The sequence below is a fragment of the Blastomonas sp. RAC04 genome (assembly GCF_001713435.1).
In the GTDB taxonomy this organism is placed as follows: domain Bacteria; phylum Pseudomonadota; class Alphaproteobacteria; order Sphingomonadales; family Sphingomonadaceae; genus Blastomonas; species Blastomonas fulva.
Genome location: NZ_CP016460.1, coordinates 692,421 through 712,278, shown reverse-complemented (window position 1 = coordinate 712,278; position 19,858 = coordinate 692,421). Strand labels below are relative to the sequence as shown.

General features: G+C 65.0%; 19 protein-coding genes. 5 read left to right on the top strand and 14 right to left on the bottom strand.

The features are described from left to right. Nucleotides 1–116 precede the first annotated feature (116 nt). Complete coding sequence (locus BSY18_RS04440) at nucleotides 117–1,625, bottom strand: FAD-binding oxidoreductase (protein ID WP_069049780.1); 1,509 nt, start codon at nucleotides 1,623–1,625, stop codon at nucleotides 117–119. Continuing rightward, the gene (locus BSY18_RS20925; protein WP_150126203.1) at nucleotides 1,625–1,954 is read right to left on the bottom strand and encodes a hypothetical protein; all 330 of its coding nucleotides are present in this window, start codon (nucleotides 1,952–1,954) and stop codon (nucleotides 1,625–1,627) included. Before BSY18_RS20925 ends, BSY18_RS04440 begins: the two co-directional genes overlap by 1 nt. 151 nt (nucleotides 1,955–2,105) lie before the next feature. Between BSY18_RS20925 and rnd the strand changes: the two genes are divergently transcribed. Next, entirely contained in the window at nucleotides 2,106–3,335 is a 1,230-nt protein-coding gene (rnd, locus tag BSY18_RS04430) for a ribonuclease D (protein ID WP_054133236.1), read from the top strand. Then, on the top strand, nucleotides 3,332–4,252 hold the full coding sequence (locus BSY18_RS04425; protein WP_054133057.1) for a hydrogen peroxide-inducible genes activator: 921 nt from the start codon (nucleotides 3,332–3,334) through the stop codon (nucleotides 4,250–4,252). Before rnd ends, BSY18_RS04425 begins: the two co-directional genes overlap by 4 nt. Nucleotides 4,253–4,403: 151 nt before the next feature. Here the strand turns inward: BSY18_RS04425 and pgsA are convergent, their stop codons facing one another. Then, a complete protein-coding gene (gene pgsA, locus BSY18_RS04420; RefSeq protein ID WP_054133058.1) occupies nucleotides 4,404–4,955 on the bottom strand; it encodes a CDP-diacylglycerol--glycerol-3-phosphate 3-phosphatidyltransferase in 552 nt (183 codons plus the stop codon). A 161-nt stretch (nucleotides 4,956–5,116) separates the two neighbouring features. Between pgsA and BSY18_RS04415 the strand changes: the two genes are divergently transcribed. Further along, entirely contained in the window at nucleotides 5,117–6,442 is a 1,326-nt protein-coding gene (locus tag BSY18_RS04415) for an MFS transporter (RefSeq protein ID WP_054133059.1), read from the top strand. Nucleotides 6,443–6,456: 14 nt separating this feature from the next. On the opposite strand, the gene BSY18_RS04410 is transcribed toward BSY18_RS04415, so the two are convergent. The 6 genes from BSY18_RS04410 to BSY18_RS04385 all read right to left on the bottom strand — a co-directional run bounded on the left by BSY18_RS04410 (nucleotide 6,457) and on the right by BSY18_RS04385 (nucleotide 13,183). Then, nucleotides 6,457–6,807 carry a DUF2794 domain-containing protein gene (locus BSY18_RS04410; RefSeq protein WP_054133060.1) on the bottom strand — a complete coding sequence of 117 codons (351 nt, stop codon included), beginning with the start codon at nucleotides 6,805–6,807 and terminating at the stop codon, nucleotides 6,457–6,459. Nucleotides 6,808–6,834: 27 nt separating this feature from the next. After that, entirely contained in the window at nucleotides 6,835–7,563 is a 729-nt protein-coding gene (gene epsC, locus BSY18_RS04405) for a serine O-acetyltransferase EpsC (protein WP_054133061.1), read from the bottom strand. A gap of 71 nt (nucleotides 7,564–7,634) precedes the next feature. Further along, a complete protein-coding gene (locus BSY18_RS04400; protein ID WP_069049778.1) occupies nucleotides 7,635–9,128 on the bottom strand; it encodes a Ppx/GppA family phosphatase in 1,494 nt (497 codons plus the stop codon). 10 nt (nucleotides 9,129–9,138) lie between these two features. Beyond that, entirely contained in the window at nucleotides 9,139–11,307 is a 2,169-nt protein-coding gene (locus BSY18_RS04395; protein ID WP_054133063.1) for an RNA degradosome polyphosphate kinase, read from the bottom strand. After that, on the bottom strand, nucleotides 11,282–11,908 hold the full coding sequence (locus BSY18_RS04390) for a DnaA ATPase domain-containing protein (protein ID WP_054133064.1): 627 nt from the start codon (nucleotides 11,906–11,908) through the stop codon (nucleotides 11,282–11,284). Before BSY18_RS04390 ends, BSY18_RS04395 begins: the two co-directional genes overlap by 26 nt. A gap of 6 nt (nucleotides 11,909–11,914) precedes the next feature. Beyond that, nucleotides 11,915–13,183 carry a heavy-metal-associated domain-containing protein gene (locus tag BSY18_RS04385; RefSeq protein WP_150126202.1) on the bottom strand — a complete coding sequence of 423 codons (1,269 nt, stop codon included), beginning with the start codon at nucleotides 13,181–13,183 and terminating at the stop codon, nucleotides 11,915–11,917. A 131-nt stretch (nucleotides 13,184–13,314) separates the two neighbouring features. On the opposite strand from BSY18_RS04385, the gene purM reads away from it, so the two are divergent. After that, nucleotides 13,315–14,430, top strand: coding sequence for a phosphoribosylformylglycinamidine cyclo-ligase (gene purM, locus BSY18_RS04380; protein ID WP_069049777.1), 1,116 nt, complete (start codon nucleotides 13,315–13,317; stop codon nucleotides 14,428–14,430). A gap of 138 nt (nucleotides 14,431–14,568) precedes the next feature. Next, nucleotides 14,569–15,531, top strand: a complete 963-nt coding sequence (purN, locus tag BSY18_RS04375) for a phosphoribosylglycinamide formyltransferase (protein ID WP_069049776.1) — start codon at nucleotides 14,569–14,571, stop codon at nucleotides 15,529–15,531. A 33-nt stretch (nucleotides 15,532–15,564) separates the two neighbouring features. Here the strand turns inward: purN and BSY18_RS04370 are convergent, their stop codons facing one another. From BSY18_RS04370 to BSY18_RS04350, 5 genes are all read right to left on the bottom strand, one after another. After that, nucleotides 15,565–16,377, bottom strand: coding sequence for an ATP-grasp fold amidoligase family protein (locus BSY18_RS04370; RefSeq protein WP_236823443.1), 813 nt, complete (start codon nucleotides 16,375–16,377; stop codon nucleotides 15,565–15,567). A gap of 30 nt (nucleotides 16,378–16,407) precedes the next feature. Beyond that, on the bottom strand, nucleotides 16,408–16,830 hold the full coding sequence (gene ndk, locus BSY18_RS04365; protein WP_017671330.1) for a nucleoside-diphosphate kinase: 423 nt from the start codon (nucleotides 16,828–16,830) through the stop codon (nucleotides 16,408–16,410). 135 nt (nucleotides 16,831–16,965) lie between these two features. Further along, nucleotides 16,966–17,457 (bottom strand): hypothetical protein, encoded by a 492-nt coding sequence (locus BSY18_RS04360; protein WP_069049775.1) that lies wholly within the window; start codon nucleotides 17,455–17,457, stop codon nucleotides 16,966–16,968. Between the two features lie 14 nt (nucleotides 17,458–17,471). Then, on the bottom strand, nucleotides 17,472–17,936 hold the full coding sequence (locus BSY18_RS04355) for a DNA polymerase III subunit chi (RefSeq protein ID WP_069049774.1): 465 nt from the start codon (nucleotides 17,934–17,936) through the stop codon (nucleotides 17,472–17,474). 144 nt (nucleotides 17,937–18,080) lie between these two features. Next, nucleotides 18,081–19,547: a leucyl aminopeptidase gene (locus tag BSY18_RS04350; RefSeq protein ID WP_069049773.1), complete on the bottom strand. Its 1,467-nt coding sequence runs from the start codon at nucleotides 19,545–19,547 to the stop codon at nucleotides 18,081–18,083. Between the last annotated feature and the right edge of the window lie 311 nt (nucleotides 19,548–19,858).

Sequence of the window (19,858 nt, the reverse complement as noted above, 5' to 3'; positions counted from 1 at the left end):
TGCCAGGGCCCTGCACGGTGCAAGGCAGGCCGATGGTGCGGCTAACACCGCGCCACCGCCATTTTGTCAAGCTTTGTGCGCCCGCCCCACACCCCTTTGCCGCGCGCTGCCCCGTTTCAGATCAGCCCCAGATGCGTCAGGCAATCGCTGCCGAACACGGCAAGATCGCCGGGATCGGGCATCATCCGGCGTTGCGCGGCCCTGAACCGGTGGTAATCCGCGCCATAATCATGCGCCACCCGCGCCGCATCCAGGTCGTTGGTCTTGCCCCAGTGCCGCGTGAAGCGGATGCCCAGCGCATCGAGCCTGGCGACGACCGCGCGATAGCTGCGGTGGCTGACATCGCTACGGGGCCCGTCGAAATCGATGACGACATTCTCGTCGAACCGTGCGGGCGCGAGCAGGCCCGCCGCGCGCTTCATGAAGCGCAGCGTCACCACGGTGCCCCCACCCCCGCTCAGAAACGCCTCGATCAGCGGATCGAATGCCCGTTCGAGGTCCGCGCGCGCCATGGTCACCGATCCGTTGAACAGATTGGCGATCGGGTTGTGCGGCTCGGTAGTGTTACCCCAGGTCGCCACCGCTTCGGGATCGTCGACATCGCGCTGGACGGCATAGCCTGCGCGCATCGCCAGCTGCAGGACATCGGCGCGGAACAGATCGAACCCCGCCATCGCCTTGCCGATCAGCGTCAGCGCGTCATAGCCTGCCCCTGCCAGCGGCCGTGGCGGTGGCGGAATCGCAGGGTCGTAGGCGCGGCGGTAGAGCAGTCGCAGCAACGCGTCCTTGTCGAAGGGGTCAAACGGATTGAGAATCACCTGTGCAAAGTACGGGTCCTCATCCAGCCCCAGCTCGCGCGAAAACCCGCGAAAATCGCCGTCGGCGAGCCGGGTGACGTGTTCACGCGTCAGCCGGGCGCGCTTCTGGATGTTGCGCACCATGTAGATAGGCTCGCATGCGATCACCATCGCGGTGACGAAGCCCATCGCGCCGACCGCGACGACGCACGCGGCAAACACATCATCGTCGCGCAGGATGGTGCTGCCGGTGTTGGCAACGAAGCCCGGAGTCATCAACGGTTGCTGCGGCTCCACCCAGAAAATGCCCGAGGGCGTGACCACCTGCAGTGCGCGGATATGGTCCTGGATACCGCCTGCGCTCAGCACGCTGCCATGCGTGCCGGTGGCCGCCGCACCCGCCAGCGTCTGGCCGTTGCTGGCGCCGCCGGTGACCAGGGACAGACCCATTTCCTCGGCGCTGTCGTTGACCTCGTCGACCGTGGCACCGGCCTGCACCAGCATCAGCCGCGATGCATCCACGCCCGACGCGACATCGTCGCTGTCCAGGCGAAAACAACGGTTGATCCGGCGAGTCTCGACCAGCCAGCCGCCATGGACAATGCTGATCGGCGAAGGCGACCAGCCCGATCCGAGCGGGCGGACATGGATGCCGGCTGCACGCGCCTGCTGCAGCAGTGCCAGCACATCGCGCGCCACCTCGCGCAAGGCGTCGCGCCCGGATTCGGCGGTGCTGTTGGTGAGTTCGACCAGATCGGCAAGGTCGGCGGATTCGGTGCCGTGATAATTGGTCCAGCGCAGCGCGCCATGACGGTGCGGCGCGGGCATCAGGCCTCCTCCACCGGGCTGTTGCCCGCGAACATGCGGTAATCGATGTTCACCCGGCGGACGATGCCCAAGGTCACCACCGAAAGCAGGATCTGGCCGAAGTTCATCGAGAAGCGCATGTCGTTAATCCCGCGCCCGGCCGGATCGCTGATGCAGGCGCTGCGCCCGGCGCGGGTCGCGAACCCCCAGGCCAGTATTGTCAATACTTCGCGATCACCTCCTACCGGCCTTGAATTATCAAGAACCAGAAAGGTATCGCCACCTGCAGCCAGCATCTGCCCTATTAGCATCAAAATGAGAATAATTATGACCACATGATAAACCCACATGACTTTTCCCCCGCGCCCAACGAGGCACGCATTACATGATGGATGGATGGATGTTTGTTCCGATCGGCGTCAGGGACAACTATCCTTGCGCTGATTCATTATGGACCCGCTCGCAGTTTGCGACATTCTTCGCACGCTGTATAGGTTCAACATGCAGATTCACCCACTGATTACCGACACCGATTCCCTCGCGCGGCTATGCACGCGTCTGGCCCAATCCGACTTTGTCGCGGTTGATACCGAGTTCATGCGCGAGAACACCTATTGGCCCGAGCTGTGCCTGGTACAGATCGGCAATCTGGAAGAGGCTGCGGCCATCGATCCCAAGGCACCGGGAATCGATCTGAGCCCGCTGCTCGACCTGCTCACCGAGAATCCCGAGGTCCTCAAGGTCTTCCATGCAGGACCCCAGGACATCGAGATCATCTTCAACCTCACCGGCAAGACCCCCACCCCGCTGTTCGACACCCAGGTTGCCGCGATGGCGCTCGGCCAGGCCGAGCAGATAGGCTATGCCAACCTTGTCGAAAGCTGGCTGGGACTGACGGTCGACAAGGGTGCGCGCTTCACCGACTGGTCGCGCAGGCCGCTAGAGGCCCGCCAGATCGACTATGCCATCGGCGATGTCACCCATCTGGCCAAGATCTTCCCCAAGATGCTCGACAAATTGCGCCGCACCGGGCGCGGTGCGTGGCTGGATATCGAGATGGAAAAGCTGGGCGATCCGCGCCAGTACAAGCCCGATCCCGACACTTTGTGGCAGCGTATCCGTCCGCCGGGCCGCAGCGCGCAGATCCTCGGCCGCATGCGCGCGCTCGCCTGGTGGCGCGAGACCGAGGCGCAGGACAAGAACCTGCCGCGCGGGCGCATCATGAAGGACGAGACGCTTGCCGACATCGCGGCGCATCCGCCCTCGCACCAGTCCGATCTGGGCAAGGTGCGCGGCCTGTCCGCGGCGTGGCGCGAAAACGATATCGGCGCGCGGATGATGGATGCGCTGATCGCCGCGCGTCCGCTCAGCCCGGCGGAAATGCCGCCCAAGAGCCCGCGTGGCCCTGCACTGGGAAAGGAAGGCGCGCTCGTCGCTGACCTGCTCAAGCTGCTGCTCAAGATCCGATCGCGCGAGATCGATGTCGCCGCGCGGCTGCTCGCGCGCAGCGACGATCTGGAAGCGCTGGCGGCGGGTGTGCGCAAGAACCTGCCGATCCTGGAAGGCTGGCGGTTCGAACAGTTCGGCCGCGATGCGCTGGCGCTGGTCGAGGGTCGGATGGCGTTTGCCATCGCCGATGGCCGGATCAAGATGACGCGCACCGAACTTGCGGCAGAAGCCGAGCCGGATGCCGATGCCGCTGTCGCCGCTGCGCTTGCGGAGCAGCCATGACGTCATATCTGCCCACTCTCAAACAGCTGCAATATCTCGTCGCGCTGGAAGAGCATGGTCATTTCGGCAAGGCGGCAGATGCCTGTTACGTGACGCAGTCGACGCTGTCGGCGGGGCTGCGCGAGCTGGAAACGCTGCTGGGCGTGGTGCTGGTCGAACGGACCCGGCGGGTGGTGCGATTCACGCCGCTGGGCAACAAGGTCGTGGCCAAGGCGCACCGTATCCTGCGCGAGGCGGAAGAGCTCTCCGACCTCGTGCGCTCATCGGGCAAGCCGCTGTCGGGCGATCTGCGGATGAGCGTCATCCCCACTATTGCCCCGTTCCTGCTGCCCCGGCTGCTTCCCGGCCTGCGCCGCGAGCAGCCCGAGCTCAAGCTGTTCCTGCGCGAGGAAGTCAGCAGCGCCGCAGTCGAGTCTCTTCATCACGGCCAGGTCGATTGCGTTCTGCTTGCGCTCCCCTTTCCGGCGGGTGATGTCGAGCACGAAACCCTGTTCGTCGATCCGCTCTACGTAGCCTTCCCCAAGGATGACCCGCGCGACCCGCCCGAATTCGTGCGCCCCGAGCTCATCGACGAATCTCGGCTGCTGCTGCTCGAGGATGGCCACTGCCTGAAGGACCACGCGCTTGCCGCGTGCAACCGCCCCGAACTGCGCGCCAGTGCGATGATGTTCGGCACATCGCTGCACACGCTGGTGCAGATGGTCGACAACAAGCTGGGCCTCACATTGCTGCCGCAGATCGCGATCGATGCGGGGATATTGAACAACACCGATATCGTGGCGCGGCCGTTGCTGGCGGATCACGCCTCGCGCGACATTGCGATCATCTGGCGCCGCAACAGCCCCCGCGCCGAGGAGTTCCGGATGCTGGCGGACATCCTGCGCCGTGGCCATGCCGAAGGGAAGTGCGCGGGGTAAATGCCTCATCTCCCCTCCCGCTTGCGGGAGGGGTGTCTGAGCCGAAGGCGAGGACGGGGTGGGCCTGCGCCACAACCAATTGTGCTCCCAGCCCACCCCGGTTCAGCAAGCTGAACCTGCCCCTCCCGCAAGCGGTAGGGGAGAATTTGGGCTAATCCATGTGCTTCAGGCCGACCCGCAGATAATCCCAGCCGGTGACCAATGTCAGGATCGCGGCGGTCCACAATGCGGCGATTCCCAGCTGCTGCATCCACAGATGCTCGGGAAAGCCGCCGGCAAAGATCAGGGTGCCAAGCGCGAGCAGCTGCAGCGTGGTCTTCCATTTGGCCAGCTGCGACACCGGCATCGAGACCTGCAGCCCCGCCAGAAACTCGCGCAGGCCCGATACGGTGATCTCGCGCAGCAGGATGATCAGCGCGGCGATGACGTGCAGCCCGTCGATATCGTTGTTGGCGCACAGGATCAGGATGACCGCCGCCACCATGATCTTGTCGGCAATCGGATCGAGGAAAATGCCCAGCCGCGACACCGCCCCCTGGGCACGTGCCAGATAACCGTCGAAATAATCGGTGATGCCCATCAGGCAATAGACGACAAAGCCCAGCAGATAGCCGGTCGCCCATTCAGGCCACCACAACAGGGCGGCCAGCAGAGGCACGGTCACGATGCGCGAGAGGGTCAATATGTTGGGCAGTGTCAGCATAGGGTGCGAGCCTCTTAACGGCATTTGCGCAGGATGGAAATGGCTTGACCGGCCCGGCATCCATCCCGATACCCCGGCCACGACCTGCCGCTGCCCGGCCACCCGCATCGGGATGGAGCGCAGCGCAAGGTCGGCGGGTTAATCGCAGAGGAATTGACGGCATGGCATCCGCTGGTGCGCTTTTGAACAAGAGGCGCTTTCTCCCCCTGTTCGTGACCCAGCTGCTCGGGGCATTCAACGACAATCTGTACAAGAACGCGATGGTGCTGTTCGTCGTCTACAGCGTGTACAACGACGAAACCGCCGAAACCTGGTTCAGCGCGATCGCCACAGCGGTGTTCATCCTGCCGTTCTTCCTGCTCTCGGCGCTCGCCGGGCAGCTGGCCGATACGCGCGACAAGGCTGCCATCATCCGCATCGTCAAATTCTGCGAAATCATCATCATGCTGGTCGGCGGCACGGGGCTGTACATGGCCTGGGCCGGCATGGCCGTGCACAGCATCGCCATCCCGCTGATGATGCTGGCGCTTTTCGCGATGGGGATCCACTCGACCTTTTTCGGCCCGATCAAATACGCCATTCTGCCGCAGCACCTCAACGATGACGAGGTTCTGGGCGGCACCGGGCTGGTGGAAGCGGGCACCTATATCGCCATCCTGCTGGGTACCATCCTGGCAGGCTGGATCCCGGTGGAGGTCGCAGGCATCGCGGTCGTGATAACCGCGATGATCGGCTACATGACGGGGCGACAGGTGCCCCCTGCCCCGGCCATGATCGAACGCACCAAGCTCGACTACAACTTCATCCGCGCCTCGGTCGCGCTGATCAAGGCGACGATGAAGGTGCGCCGGGTGTTCCTGGCCATCGTCGCGATCAGCTTTTTCTGGACCATCGGCGCGGTGCTGTTCATCCAGTTCCCGCCGCTCGCCAAGAACGTGCTGACCGCGAGCAAGGAGGTCGCCAGCCTGTTCCTGGTGGTGTTCTCGATCGGTGTGGCGATCGGATCGGTTGCGATCAACGCGCTGCTCAAGGGCACCGTCTCGGCGCGCTATTCGCCCGTGTCGGTGATCGTGATGGGGCTGTTCGTGGTCGCCTTCTTCTTCGTCTGCCGCCAGTGGGTGCCCGACACCGCCGGATCGCTGTTCACCGTGGGCGAGTTCATCCGGCACTCCATGGCCATTCCGCTGCTGCTCTCGCTCCTGGGGATCGCGGTGGCAGGCGGCATGTTCGTCGTCCCGCTGTACGCGTTCCTGACCACCACGGTGCACAAGAGCGAGGCTGCACGCACCATCGCGGCCAACAACATCGTCAATTCGGGCGCGATGGTGATCGGCTCGCTGATCGCCATCGGGCTCAGCCTGGCCGGGTTGCAGGTGATTTATCAGCTGCTGCTCAGCGCGGCGATGTGCGTGGTCGCGGCCTGGCTGGGGCATCTGCTGCACCAGGCGAGCCTCGAGCCGCATGGCGATCACGAACTGGACGGCTGAGCGAGAGGCGCGCGCTATTCGACGACGCGCACCAGCTTGCGCTCGAGCGGGGCAAGCACGCCCGATAGCTCGTGCCCGCGCTTTAGCACCGCACCGCCTTCGCCGACCAGCGCCCACATGCCCTGCTTGCGGCGCAGCGCAGGACGCTTTTCGATGCGGAATTCGGGCCGTTCGGTGGCCCTGCGAAAGCATGAGAAGATCGCCGCATCGCGGCCTAGCTCGATCGCGTAATCGCGCCACATTCCGGCGGCGACCATGCGTCCGTACAGATCGAGAATGCGATTGAGTTCCTGCCGGTCAAAGCCGGTCTGGTTCGCCGTTCCGCCGGTCAGCGGAAACAGGGAGACGTTGCCGCCCGGGTTCAAGCCGCGACCTCGGTGTTACGGCTCATGTCAGGCTGCGGTCCCGCTATCGCGATCGGGCCCCTTGAGCTCGGCGCCGCGGACGGCCTTGCGGGCCTCGTCGCGTTCTTCCATCAGCTGGCGGATCCGCTCCTGCATCTGCAGAATCTCGCACTGCAGCAATTCCAGCTTCTGCGTGGACGGGTCGAAGGTCTGGCTGCACGGCGTGCCGTACTGCACGAAGCCGCGCTGCTTTTCCGCCGCATCGACCGGCGTGGGGCGCGCCGGAATGCCGACCATTACCGACCCGGGGGCGACATCGCGGGTGACGACGGCGTTCGCACCGATGCGCGCACCCTTGCCGACGGTAAGCGGGCCAAGGATCGCCGCGCCCAGGCTGACGATCACGTCATCCTCGATGGTCGGGTGGCGCTTGCCGCCCACGCCATCGGTGGGGTTGCGCCCGCCCAGCGTCGCGCCCTGATAGATGGTCACATTGTCGCCGATCACCGCGGTCTCGCCGATCACGACAAAGCCGTGGTCGACAAACAGGAAGCGACCGATCTGCGCGCCGGGATGGATGTCGATCGCGGTGAGAAAGCGCGAGATGTGGTTGACCAGCCGCGCGAGGAAATAGAGCTCGCCGGTGAACAGCCAGTGCGCGACCCGGTGCAGGCCCAGCGCCAGCACGCCAGGGTACAGCAGAATCTCCCACCGGGATCGGGGGGCGGGATCGCGCGCGCGGATGGAATCCAGATATTCGCTCAATGCGCTGAACATGCGCCGTTCCTTCGCCTGTGGTAGCTGCCTAAATAGAGGATGGTGGGTCGATTTACCAGACCCCGGCCCAATCAACTCAGGCTAAGTCCTGCCCGAAGGCCCATGAACTGCGCCAGACGCCGTAGCCGCCGCTCGACGACCTCGCCGTACAACGCCCGGTCCGCGGGATCGAGCACAAGGTGCAACGCGTCACCAACCCGCTGCAGATGGCTGCGCTTGAGGACATCGTGCGTGCCCGCACCCAACCGCTGCGCCAGGCGCATCGCCAGTCCCCAACCGATCGCACGTTCCAGCATCTCGGGCGTGGCGACGTGGAAATCGAGCGGGAACGGGCGCGGACCTCCGCCAAAATTGGTATAAAGTGCCTGGCCGATCATTGAGCGTCCGACCACATCGATCCCCACCCAGTTGCCGTGCAGCGCGATCTCGAGCCCACGTTCGGCGCGGAAATCGGGGCTTGCCTGCCACGCAACATCAGAAAGATGGCACGCCGCCTTGAGCCAGCGCTGCCAGTGCGGCGGGTCCTCGGGGAATATCCGCGAAATCCAGTCGAACAGCGGCTGCGAATCCTCGCCGAAGCGCGACTGGAGCTGGCCGTAGCGGTCCGCCGCCACCAGCAGCGGATCGCGCTGGCGCACGTCGTCATCCATCCGTGCGTAGAGCAATCCTTCGCGCAGGCCATAGGACGACACGATCAACTCGCTGGGGCTGATATGATCGCGCATCAGCCGCAGCAGCGCGATCGCATCGGGCAATGTCTCGATGCGCGAGGGCGCGAGGCCCGTCGCCTGGCGCACCGCGTCGCGATCCATGGCGCGAAACCCGGTGAGCACCGCTTCGGGCCGCGCGATATCGATCCGATACTCGTTGAGCACCCGCAGCGGATAGGCGGTAAGGTGCATGTCCAACCGGGCAAAGGCACGCCATGACCCGCCCACCAGATAGAAGGGCTTGCCCGGATGCTCGCGCAGCCACGCATAGGGCGCGACCATCTTGCGGAAGGCCGAGGCCAGCGTCATGCCATCGCCCTGCCGCACCGCCGCGGCGCGCAGCACGCCCAGCGGCAGCGTCGCGGTTTCGACCACCGTGCCGCCGCTGACCCGTGCAAGGTCGAGGCTGCCGCCCCCCAGATCCCCCACGATGCCGTCGGCGTGCGGGATCGCCGAGAGCACGCCGAGCCCGGAGATCCGAGCCTCGTCATCGCCCGACAGGATGATGATATCCAGCCCCAATGCCCGCGCCTTTCGCGTGAACTCGTCGCCATTGCTGGCATCGCGCACTGCCGCGGTCGCGACGCACACGGTCTCGTCGACATCCATTTCGCGCGCGACGATGCGGAACCTCTCGAGCGCCTCGATCGCGCGCGTCATCGCGGCGGCATCGATCGTGCCGGTGTCCGCCAGCGACCGACCCAGCCCCGCCATCACCTTCTCGTTGAAGATGAGCGCCGGGTTGCGGCGCGGCCCCGAATAGACGACCAGACGCACCGAGTTCGAACCGATATCGATGATCGCCGTGCGATAGAGATGCGCCGGCTGGTTCTGTTTGCGGATGAAAAAATCCATAAGGGTCCGGTCAATCCTCGCGTGGGGCGCGGCGATGGAGGCTGAGCTTGGGCACCGCATCGCTGTTCTTGAGCGCAGTGCCGCGTCCGGACAGCGACGGGTTTGTCATGAAATAGCGGTGCAGGTTGAACGGCTTGTCGTCGGGACGGATGCGGATGTAGCGGCCATCGCCGTCCAGCTCCCAGCTTTGTTCGTTGTCCAGCAGATTGGCGACCATCACCTGTTCGAGCACCTGATCGTGCACCGTCGGGTTCTGGATCGGCAGCATGTATTCCACCCGCCGGTCGAAATTGCGCGGCATCCAGTCGGCCGAACTGATGAACACCTTGGCCCGGTCGTTGGGCAGCGCATCGCCGTTGCCGAACGCCCAGATGCGACTGTGCTCAAGGAAGCGCCCGACCACCGACTTGACGCGGATGTTGTCGGAGAGGCCCGCAACGCCCGGGCGCAGGCAGCAGATACCGCGGATGACCAATTCGATCTGCACGCCCGCGCTGCTCGCGGCATAGAGCTTCTCTATCATCGCCGGATCGACCAGCGAGTTCATCTTGGCCCAGATCGCGCCTTTACGCCCGGCGCGTGCCTCTTCCATTTCATGATCGATCAGCGCGATCAGGTCGCGGCGCATGTCGCGCGGCGACATCGAAAGCAGTTCGAGCTGCTCGGGCTCGACATAGCCGGTGATGTAGTTGAACAATTGCGCCGCATCGCGGCTGGCGCGGGGATCGGCGGTGAAGAAGCTGAGATCCGTGTAGATCCGCGCGGTCACCGGGTGGTAATTGCCGGTGCCAAAGTGGCAGTAAGTGCGGAAGCCGTCGGGCTCGCGGCGCACCACCATCGAGATCTTGGCGTGGGTCTTCCACTCGATAAAGCCATAGACCACCTGCACCCCGGCCCGCTCGAGCGCGCTCGCCCAGAGCAGGTTCTGCTCCTCGTCGAAGCGCGCTTTGAGCTCGACCACCGCGGTGACCGACTTGCCGGCCTCTGCCGCCGCGATCAGCGCGTTGATGATCGCGGACTGCTTGCCGGCGCGGTACAGCGTCTGCTTGATCGCCACGACATCGGGGTCTTGCGCTGCCTGTTTGAGGAACGCGATGACCACCTCGAAGCTCTCGTACGGGTGGTGGACGACGATGTCCTTGCTTCTGATCGCTGCAAAGCAATCGCCGTTATGTTCTCGGATTCGTTCAGGAAATCGTGGCGTGAAGGCGGGGAACTTGAGATCGGGCCGGTCCTCTTCGACCAATGCGGCGAGATCGCCGATCCCCAGAAAGCCATCGTCGGACGACTTGTTGCCGCCCTCCTGCAGCAGATTGTCGTCCAGCAGCTCGGCCAGCCCCTTGTCCATCAGCCGCGATGTTTCCAGCCGGATCACCTGCCCGCGCTTGCGCCGTTTGAGCGCATTGCGGAAGTACAGCACCAGATCCTCGGCCTCTTCCTCGACCTCGATATCGCTGTCGCGGATGATGCGGAACAGGCCCGATCCGCGCACATCATAGCCGGGAAAAAGCTTGTCGGCGAAGGCGACGACGATCTTTTCGAGCGCGACATGCCAGCCCTTGTCGCCCGCGATCCGCACGAAGCGCGGCATGGTGGCGGGCAGCATCACGAGCTCGCGCACCGTCTTGCCGTCCGACCGGCGCTTGAGGTCGAATATCAGGCTCAGTCCCTTGTTGGGGATGAACGGAAACGGATGCGCCGGATCGAGCGCCTGTGGGGTGAGCACCGGGAAGATCTGGGTGACGAAATGCTCGCGCAGCCATGCCTTGTTGACGTCGTCGAGATCATCGACATCGGCCTCGACCACGCCATTGGTCGCCAGTTCGGCCCGCAGATCGCTCCAAACCTGTTGCTGAGCGGCATTGAGCCTGTCGACCGCGCGCTCGATTTCGACCAGCTGCTGCGCAGGCGTGCGGCCGTCGGCGGAGCGCTCCTCGACATGCTCTGCCACCTGCCCAACGAGCCCAGCCACGCGCACCATGAAGAACTCGTCGAGATTGTTTCCCGAGATCGACAGGAAGCGCAGCCGCTCGAGTAGGGGGTGGCGCGGATTGCACGCCTCTTCCAGCACCCGGTCGTTGAACGCCAGCCAGCTGAGTTCGCGGTTGAAATAGCGGCGGGCCGATTCGGCAGGATCTGCCGGGCCAGATTGTTCAGTCTGTGTCGGATGAGCCGCCATCGGTTCCTGCCAAGTTTGCCAGTGCGTCGCGCACCAGTCTTTGGCCGATTGGGCGCTGCATTGCCAGCGCCATCTCGTCGATCATGTGCGCCAGCCGGCAGATGGCCGGATAGGATCGCTCGACCCTGAGCGCGGCATAAGCGGCCAGCGCATCGGGCAGCGCAAGCCCTGCCCGCGCCAGCAGCTTCTGTAGCAGCAGTGCGGTCATTTCCTCGTCGGGTGGCGGAATTTCGACCAGCAGCGATGCGCCCAGCCGCGACAGCAGGTCGGGCAGCCGGATGCCCCACTGCGCGGGCGGGAGGGACGCGGCGAACAGCACCGGCGCGCCCTGGGTCTGCGCCCGGTTCCAGGCGTGGAACAGCGTCTCGTCGCTTTCGCCATCGGCATTGTCGATGAAGCAGCCGCCCGATCCTGTGACGAACGCGCGGCCGATGGTGGTCTTGCCCGATCCGGGCGGGCCGATCAGCACCGCCGCACCAAAGGGCAGCCGGGTCCAGTCGAACAGCCGGTCGATCGCCGCACGATTCGATTCGGTGACCAGAAAATCGCTGTCGCCATCCGGTCCGGCTGCCGCAAAGGGCAGTACGAACTGGCCCGTCATCGCGTGTTATCCCCCGCCGCCGGGGGCCGCAGCCGGTGCCTGGGCGCGCGAGATGCGCAGCACGCCCGCGCCCTGCTGCACCCGCCAGCCACGGGCTTCGAGCGCGCCGCGCAAGGCGTCGATATCGATGTTGGCGTTGACCTGCATCACTGAGGTGCCGCCCAGCGCCAGGCTGGCGGTATTGGCCGATTGCACGCCGGGGATACCACGCACCAGCCGCTCACCCGCCTGCACTGCGGCGACATCGGGGGTGTCGAACTGGATCGAGATGATCTGCGGCCCGCTGGTCAGTCCACCGGCTTCGAGCGGCACGTCCTCGGCCAGGCTTTCGTCGAGCAGTTCCTCGACGATCTCGACCGGCTTTTCGATGATCAGCGACGAATCGGGGCGCAGTTCGCCCGAGCGCACCGCGCCGGCATAGATCCGATCGAGCCGCTGGATCGCCTCATCGAGCATCGCATTGAGGCCGTCGCTGTTGCGCGCGCGCAGCGTGAACGATCCCAGCAACCGGCTGTCGGGGCCAAAGCGCGCGGCAAACCGTCCGGTGATCGGTCCGCCGGGATATTGCCGCTCGATATGTGCAACAGGCACCACGACGTCCGCCGCGCCGAACTGGTCGAGGATCAGCCGCCACCACGTGCGGCTGCGGCGACCCGACTGCGCGGCGTTGACCAGCAGCGAATCCGCACCCGAACCGTGCGGACGGATGTAATCGACAATGCTTTCTGAGGTGCGATAGCGCGCCCAGGCCGCCTGCCATGGCGTGCGGTTCTCGAACGTCTGCGCCGATCCGCCCGAGACGTAGATCGGAATTACCAGCATCGGTGCCGAGCGCAGCACCGATCCGCTGACGCCGAGCAGTTCCCCTGCGCGCGCGCGATCGAACAGTACGCCCAGTGTCGCGATATAGCGGCGCGGGCCGATCTGTTCATATTCCACCACGATGGCCGAGACGATTCCGTCGAGCACCGAGTCGCTGAGCTTGGGCGCTGCGCCCGAGCGGTTGGTCTGCATCCACAATTTCTGCCAGCCCTTGCGCTGCGCCTCGCGCCACGCGTTCGAGCGAGCCTCTTGCGCATTCTTGCCCGATGCGTCGACCTTGACGCCGCTGACCTCGAAATCGCCGCCGCTGGCAACCGGCGGAATTCCGCGGTCTCCCTCGATCTGGGCGTACACGATTCCCGCTAGCACCAGCAGCAGCGGGAGCAGGATTGCGGCGATCCACGCGCGCGATAGTCTCGGCGCTGGGCGGCTCAGGGTCAGGCTGTTGGTCAAGATATCCTTAGCTTCAATCAACCGTATAAAATGATGATCCCCGGCGCATTGATCGCTGGCGGTGGTTTGGCGGCCCCTTTTGGCGACAATGGCGTGGAAATCCAAGCGAGAAGTCGCTAACCGCTCAGCCCATGACTGACAAGACCGGCGCGACGCCACCTCACGACTCCTACAGCTATGCCCAGGCCGGGGTTTCGATCGCGGCGGGCAACGCACTGGTCAAGGCGATCGGTCCGCTCGCCAAGGCGACCGCGCGGCCCGGCGCCAATGCCGAACTTGGCGGATTTGGCGGGTTCTTCGACCTCAAGGCTGCAGGCTATTGCGATCCGTTGCTGGTCGCGGCCAACGATGGCGTTGGCACCAAGGTCAAGCTCGCCATCGACCACGACCGGCATGATGCGATCGGCATCGATCTGGTGGCGATGTGCGTCAACGATCTGATCGTCCAGGGCGCTGAACCCTTGTTCTTTCTCGATTATTTCGCAACCGGCAAGCTGGACACGGGGATTGCCGAACGCGTCGTCGCCGGGATCGCCGATGGCTGCAAGCTGGCGGGCTGCGCGCTGATCGGCGGCGAGACCGCGGAAATGCCCGGCATGTATGCTCCGGGCGATTACGATCTGGCGGGCTTCTGCGTCGGCGCAGTCGAGCGCGACGAGGTGCTCACCGGTGACAAGGTGAAGCCCGGCGACGTGCTGCTCGGCCTTGCCTCGTCGGGCGTCCATTCCAACGGCTATTCGCTGGTGCGCCGCCTGGCGGCGGACAAGGGCTGGAAGATGAACCGCCCTGCCCTGTTCGATCAGGATGTGCTGCTCATCGACGCGCTGATCGCGCCGACACGAATTTACGTCTCCTCGCTGCTGCCCGTGGTCAGATCGGGCCGCATTGCCGCGATGGCGCACATCACCGGCGGCGGACTGCTCGAAAACATTCCGCGCGTGCTGCCCGATGGCGCGCATGCGCATGTCGATGCCGATGCATGGGTTCAGCCGCGGCTGATGGCGTTCCTGCAGGCGCAGGGACATATCGAACCCGAGGAAATGGCGCGCACCTTCAACTGCGGAATCGGCATGGTGCTGGTGGTTGACGAGAGCCACGTGGCCTCGGTAACCGCAGACCTCGAGGCAGCGGGCGAAACCGTCCACCGCATCGGTCGGATCGACGCTGGCGACAAGGGCTGCACTGTCAGTGGTTCGGTCGAGACCTGGAGCGCCAAGGCGGCGTGGAGCGCCATCCATGCGGGGTGATGCAACCCCTCTCCCCTCCCGCAAGCGGGAGGGGCAGCGCGGCTCGCCGCGCGGGGTGGGCCTGAAATTTGCGCAAGACAGGCCCACCCCGGCCTCGCCTGCGGCTCGTCCACCCCTCCCGCTTGCGGGAGGGGAGAAGTGACGAAGGCCCGCGTCGCCATCCTGATCTCGGGCAGCGGCACCAACATGGCGGCTTTGCTCTATGCCTCGCGCGCGGCCTCGTGCCCCTATGAGGTGGTGCTGGTCGCCTCGAACAATCCCGAGGCGGGCGGGCTGAAGCTCGCCGCGGCAGAAGGCGTGCCGACCTTTGCGCTGTCGCACAAGGGCATGGACCGCGAGAGCCACGACGCCGCGATGGACAAGGCGATTCGCACATCGGGCGCCGATCACGTCGCGCTCGCGGGCTATATGCGCATTCTCACCCCCGGCTTCGTGCGCGGGTGGGAGGGGCGGATGCTCAACATCCACCCCTCGCTGCTGCCCAGATACAAGGGCCTGCACACCCACCAGCGCGCGCTCGATGCAGGCGATGCACAAGCCGGGTGCAGCGTGCATCTGGTGACCGCAGAGCTCGACGATGGCCCTGTGCTGGGCCAGTGCGCAGTCGCGATCCAGCCCGGCGACACTGCAGACACGCTGGCGGCGCGGGTGCTAATCGCCGAGCACCAGCTTTATGCCCGCACGCTGAGCGATTATGTAAGCCGCGAGGCCGATCCCGACTGGATCGTCGCCAAGGTCGGGGAACTGGCGCTCGCATTGCCCGAGACCGACGCCCGCCCTTCGCACGGCGCACCCGGCTGGCGCGTCGGCGGCGACAAGACCGGAAAGTATTTCGCCTATGTCTCGGTCCACCATCATGGCGAGGAAGCGATCGCGCTGTTGGTCAAGACCAGCGGTGCCGACGAACAGGCCGCGCTCGTCGATCAGGATCCGGAGCTGTACTACCTGCCCAAATTCTACGCGCCCTCGGGCTGGATCGCGATCCGCCTCGACACCGGCCGCACCGACTGGGAGCACATCGCCGACTGGCTTGCCCGCAGCTGGCGCAGCGTCGCGCCGAAACGGCTGACAAAGATGATGGATATTGCGGCGGAGTTTTGAGAGGCGGGCCATGCGAACTCGCAGGAGACCCGGTTAGGCGGCAGGCGTTGCGCGTGCCCCGGCCCACAAACGCCCCAGCATCAGATCCAACTCCGGCGGATCGAACGGATCGAGCCCCGAACCCGGATAGAAGGTCATCTCGCCGAACCGCGGTTCGCCTGCGATCTCGTAGAAATCCACGCGGACAAAGTCGAAGCCCTGCCCCAGCGTTTCGGCGGCCTCGATCATCCGGTCCAGCGAGACGGGCGCGGCAGGGTCCGCATCGGCGGTGGGAGACGACATCCGTTGCCAGTCGCGGGTCAATAGAAGCCAGCGGTGCCGGGTTTCGCGCTCCAGATGCACCTGGACGCAGGCGACCTTGCCGCCGAAGACGTAGAGCTTGTAATCGACCGGAAGCTGGCCGTCGCTGCCGATGAATGGCTCGACCAGCAAGCCGCGCGGGATGCGGGTATACAGCCACTCATCGAGCCACCGCCCGTAGGATTGCCGCATCCACCTTGCGCTGCGGCGGCAGATTGCGTCCCAATCATCGTCGCCCGATCGCACGAAGGCGCGCTGGTTGCAGCCGTGGCGGGACTTGACCACGAACGGGCGCGGCCAGGGCGGGTCGGCGGGCAGCGTGGTGCCGTACCACAATGTCGGGGTGACCCAGTGCGCGCCGATCCGGTCGGCGACGAACTGCTTTACGGCAACCTTGTCGGAAAACGCCGCAAGCCGCGGATCTCGGTCGAACAGCTTGCGGTGCTGGACGAACTCGGTGAACGTCGCGGGGCGGGCAATCCGTGGCAGCCGGTGGTGCCGCCACAGATAGGTCAGCGCGATCCTGAGCCGTGCGTTCAGCAGCACGGCTCAGCCTCCGCGACGTTCCTTCGCCGATCAGCCGACGATTTCTTCGGGCTTGAAGAAGTACGCGATCTCGATCGCTGCGTTCTCGTCGCTGTCCGAACCGTGCACGGTGTTGGCTTCGATGCTCTCGGCCAGTTCCTTGCGGATGGTGCCGGGTTCGGCATTCGCGGGGTTGGTGGCGCCCATGATGTCGCGGTTGCGCTGCATGGCGTCTTCGCCTTCCAGAACCTGCACGACGACAGGGCCGGAGATCATGAAGTCGACCAGTTCACCGAAGAAGGGACGCTCGCGGTGCACGGCGTAGAAGCCTTCGGCCTGTTCGCGGGTCATGTGGATGCGCTTGGAGGCGACGACGCGCAGGCCTGCTTCTTCCAGCATCTTGGTGACCGCGCCGGTCAGGTTGCGACGGGTGGCGTCGGGCTTGATGATCGAAAAGGTCCGGGTGACGGCCATGATGAAGTGCTCCTGAAGTTTGACGATGGGCACGCGCACGCATGGCGCGATTCGTCGCCGCCCCTAGACGGACCGATTGTGCGCTGCAAGAAAAACCCGCTTTTTCCGCCCTGCTCGCAGGGTTCTGAGGGAGCGTCAGCCCTCTCCGGCGATCAGCGTGATCGACGATCCGCTCTCGGCAGGCGCCACCTGAAGGCTGAACGAGCCGCCATCCTTGGTGCCCGAAATGGCACGCATGTCCTGCGTGGTGATCTCGCTTTCGATCTTGAAGCCCTTGGCCTCGACCGCCTTGCGATACCAGGCGACCACGGTGTCGCGGTCGGCGCTGCTTTCCATCACCACCATGCCGCCCGACTTGCCATCCGCGTTGGAGGTCATGGTCGAGACGACCTTGGCGCCGGGATAGACCGCAAGCCCCAGCGGCAGCTTGGCATCGGTGCCGCCGCTGTCGATGTTGACCGTCGCCGATCCGTCGGCACTGGTGATCTTGATCTCGGACGCATCGCCATCGCCTTCGCGGGTGACCTTGACCTCATTGCCCTCGGCATCGCTGTAGACCGTCTTTTCGCCGCCACAGGCGGTGAGCGCCAGCGTTGCCGTCGCCATCATCAGGAAGTTGCGCATCATGCTCGTGTCCTTTGTCAGTCGGATTGATCCTGACGCCTGCCGGACGTCTGTTCAACCCATTTGCCGCCGTCCTGCTTCCAGTAATGCCTCTCGAGCCCGTCATGTGTGCCCAGCGTCACCCACGCCTTGCGCGCATCGGCGATCGTTGCATCGTTAAACAGCAGGAATGTCCGCGCAAAGGCCAGCGCTTCGTCGCGCCACTGGCCATCGGCCAGCACGACGAAACCCGCGCCATTGGCGGCTTCGACCCGATCGGCGAGCAACAGCGGCTGGACCTGCGGATTGGGTGCATCAATGTCGCCATGCGCCAGAAAGCTCTCGGGCGTGTGCGTCCACAGCGCCTGGCTGAGCGAGGCGCGGTGACCTGCATCGGCCGACACGATCAGCATCCGCTCGCCCAGCGCCAGCGTCCGCGTCGCCAGCACCGGCACCACCCGCTCGGCGGGATCGCGGGTGAGGTGATAGAAATCGACCTGCATCTGATGCCCCCCTAAGCTTGTTCCGTCATTCCCGCGAACGCCGGAATCCCGCCTTTGCTCAACGGCTGCGCATAAGCGGGACCCCCGCTTGCGCGGGGATGACGAGCGATCCTTCCAAACCAGCAGACATAGGCCAGCTAAGACTCAACCTTCAAAGTTATCCGCAATCCACTGATTCAAAAGGCGAACACCATAACCGGTCGCACCCTTGTCCCACACGGGGCCGGGCTTGTCGGCCCAAACCATGCCTGCGATATCCAGATGCGCCCATTTGACGCCGGGCTTGATGAAACGCTGCAGGAACTGCGCCGCGGTGATTGATCCGCCGCCGCGCGGGCCGACATTCTTGATGTCGGCAATCGGGCTGTCGATCAGCTTGTCATAGGCCTTGCTCAGCGGGAAGCGCCACAGCGGGTCGCCCGCCGCCTTGCCCGCCGCGGTCAGCCTGTCCGCCAGGCCGTCGTCGTTGCTGAACAGCCCGCCATGCTGGTCGCCCAGCGAGATGATGATCGCGCCGGTCAGCGTCGCCAGATCGACGATGTATTCCGGATCATACTGCTCCTGCGCCCAGTGCAGCGCGTCGCACAGCACCAGACGGCCTTCCGCATCGGTGTTGATCACCTCGATGGTCTGGCCGGACATGCTGGTAACCACGTCGCCGGGGCGCTGCGCGTTGCCATCGGGCATGTTCTCGACCAAGCCGCAGATGCCGATCACGTGCGCCTTGGCCTTGCGCCCGGCCAGCGCCTTCATCGTGCCAGCGACCGCGCCTGCGCCGCCCATATCCCACTTCATGTCTTCCATGCCGGCAGCAGGCTTGATCGATATGCCGCCGGTATCGAAAGTCACGCCCTTGCCGACCAGAACGACGGGCTTGGACTGCGCATCGCCGGTGCCATTCCAGCGCATCGCGATCATCCGGGGCGGCCGCACCGAACCCTGCGACACGCCGAGCAGCGCGCCCATGCCGAGCTTTTCCATCTCGTCCTGGCCCAGCACGGTGATCTCGACGCCCAGCGCCTCGAGCGGCTTGCAGCGTTCGACGAAGCTTTCGGGGTAGATGATATTGGCAGGCTCGGTGACCAGCTCGCGGGTCAGCGCGACACCTGCGGCAACCGCTGCGTGGTCGGTCCAGCCGGCCTGCAGTCCCTTGGGACCACCGATGACGGCGATCTCGGTCAGCGTCACCTTCGACTTGGCGGGAAGCTTGGTGCGGTACTGGTCGTGCGACCAGCTTCGCAGGTCCGCGCCGAACAGGAACTGTGCGGCAGCATCGCGGTTGGTGGCGATCGCGCCATGGGTCATGTCCACCGCCAGCGATTCGACGCCCGAACGCTGGTATTTGGCGACCAGCTGGCCGCCGGCTCGCTCCATGTCGGCGCGCGCGCCGGCGCCGGTGCCCACAAGCGCGACCCGCAGCGTCTTGCCGCCCTGGCTGACGAACACGTCGAACACTTCGCCCGCGCCTGCCTCGAACCGTGCCGCCCTTGCGCCATCGCGCACCACCTGGCCAGCATCGAGCGGCAGGTTCAGACTGGCAAGCTCATCCTTGGCAACCGGAAAGGCAACCACGGCATAACTATCGGCAGACGCGTCAAAAACTATCTTCATCAAGGGATCCCCGAGCGGCAGGCGGCGCTGCCTGGTTAATCGATTATGCACCATATCGCCTCTATGCCATGGCTTTGAGGCGGCAGATGGCTGCGCCCGACATATCGGTGCTGCAGCCAGACTTGCAAGCGATAGGACAGGTTCATCGTGTTTGCCAGCATTTGCCGCAGCGTTACACGGGCTGTCGAAAGCGGTTTGCAGTTGCGTCATCGCAGTGCGATAGGGCCGATTCTGGCGAGAGGCCGGTCGACGATTCTTGACCGCGAGCCCCACCGGATAGAGCGATGGATGGACGGCTTGCAGGTTAAACG

What these genes read in the sequence shown, in the direction of transcription:
- purM (WP_069049777.1), top strand. Translation starts at nt 13,315, where the DNA reads ATGACTGACAAGACCGGCGCGACGCCACCTCACGACTCCTACAGCTAT.
- BSY18_RS04440 (WP_069049780.1), bottom strand. Translation starts at nt 1,625, where the DNA reads ATGCCCGCGCCGCACCGTCATGGCGCGCTGCGCTGGACCAATTATCAC.
- BSY18_RS04355 (WP_069049774.1), bottom strand. Translation starts at nt 17,936, where the DNA reads ATGCAGGTCGATTTCTATCACCTCACCCGCGATCCCGCCGAGCGGGTG.
- BSY18_RS04415 (WP_054133059.1), top strand. Translation starts at nt 5,117, where the DNA reads ATGGCATCCGCTGGTGCGCTTTTGAACAAGAGGCGCTTTCTCCCCCTG.
- BSY18_RS04425 (WP_054133057.1), top strand. Translation starts at nt 3,332, where the DNA reads ATGACGTCATATCTGCCCACTCTCAAACAGCTGCAATATCTCGTCGCG.
- ndk (WP_017671330.1), bottom strand. Translation starts at nt 16,830, where the DNA reads ATGGCCGTCACCCGGACCTTTTCGATCATCAAGCCCGACGCCACCCGT.
- pgsA (WP_054133058.1), bottom strand. Translation starts at nt 4,955, where the DNA reads ATGCTGACACTGCCCAACATATTGACCCTCTCGCGCATCGTGACCGTG.
- rnd (WP_054133236.1), top strand. Translation starts at nt 2,106, where the DNA reads ATGCAGATTCACCCACTGATTACCGACACCGATTCCCTCGCGCGGCTA.
- BSY18_RS04390 (WP_054133064.1), bottom strand. Translation starts at nt 11,908, where the DNA reads ATGACGGGCCAGTTCGTACTGCCCTTTGCGGCAGCCGGACCGGATGGC.
- BSY18_RS20925 (WP_150126203.1), bottom strand. Translation starts at nt 1,954, where the DNA reads ATGTGGGTTTATCATGTGGTCATAATTATTCTCATTTTGATGCTAATA.
- BSY18_RS04400 (WP_069049778.1), bottom strand. Translation starts at nt 9,128, where the DNA reads ATGGATTTTTTCATCCGCAAACAGAACCAGCCGGCGCATCTCTATCGC.
- BSY18_RS04350 (WP_069049773.1), bottom strand. Translation starts at nt 19,547, where the DNA reads ATGAAGATAGTTTTTGACGCGTCTGCCGATAGTTATGCCGTGGTTGCC.
- epsC (WP_054133061.1), bottom strand. Translation starts at nt 7,563, where the DNA reads ATGTTCAGCGCATTGAGCGAATATCTGGATTCCATCCGCGCGCGCGAT.
- BSY18_RS04395 (WP_054133063.1), bottom strand. Translation starts at nt 11,307, where the DNA reads ATGGCGGCTCATCCGACACAGACTGAACAATCTGGCCCGGCAGATCCT.
- BSY18_RS04360 (WP_069049775.1), bottom strand. Translation starts at nt 17,457, where the DNA reads ATGATGCGCAACTTCCTGATGATGGCGACGGCAACGCTGGCGCTCACC.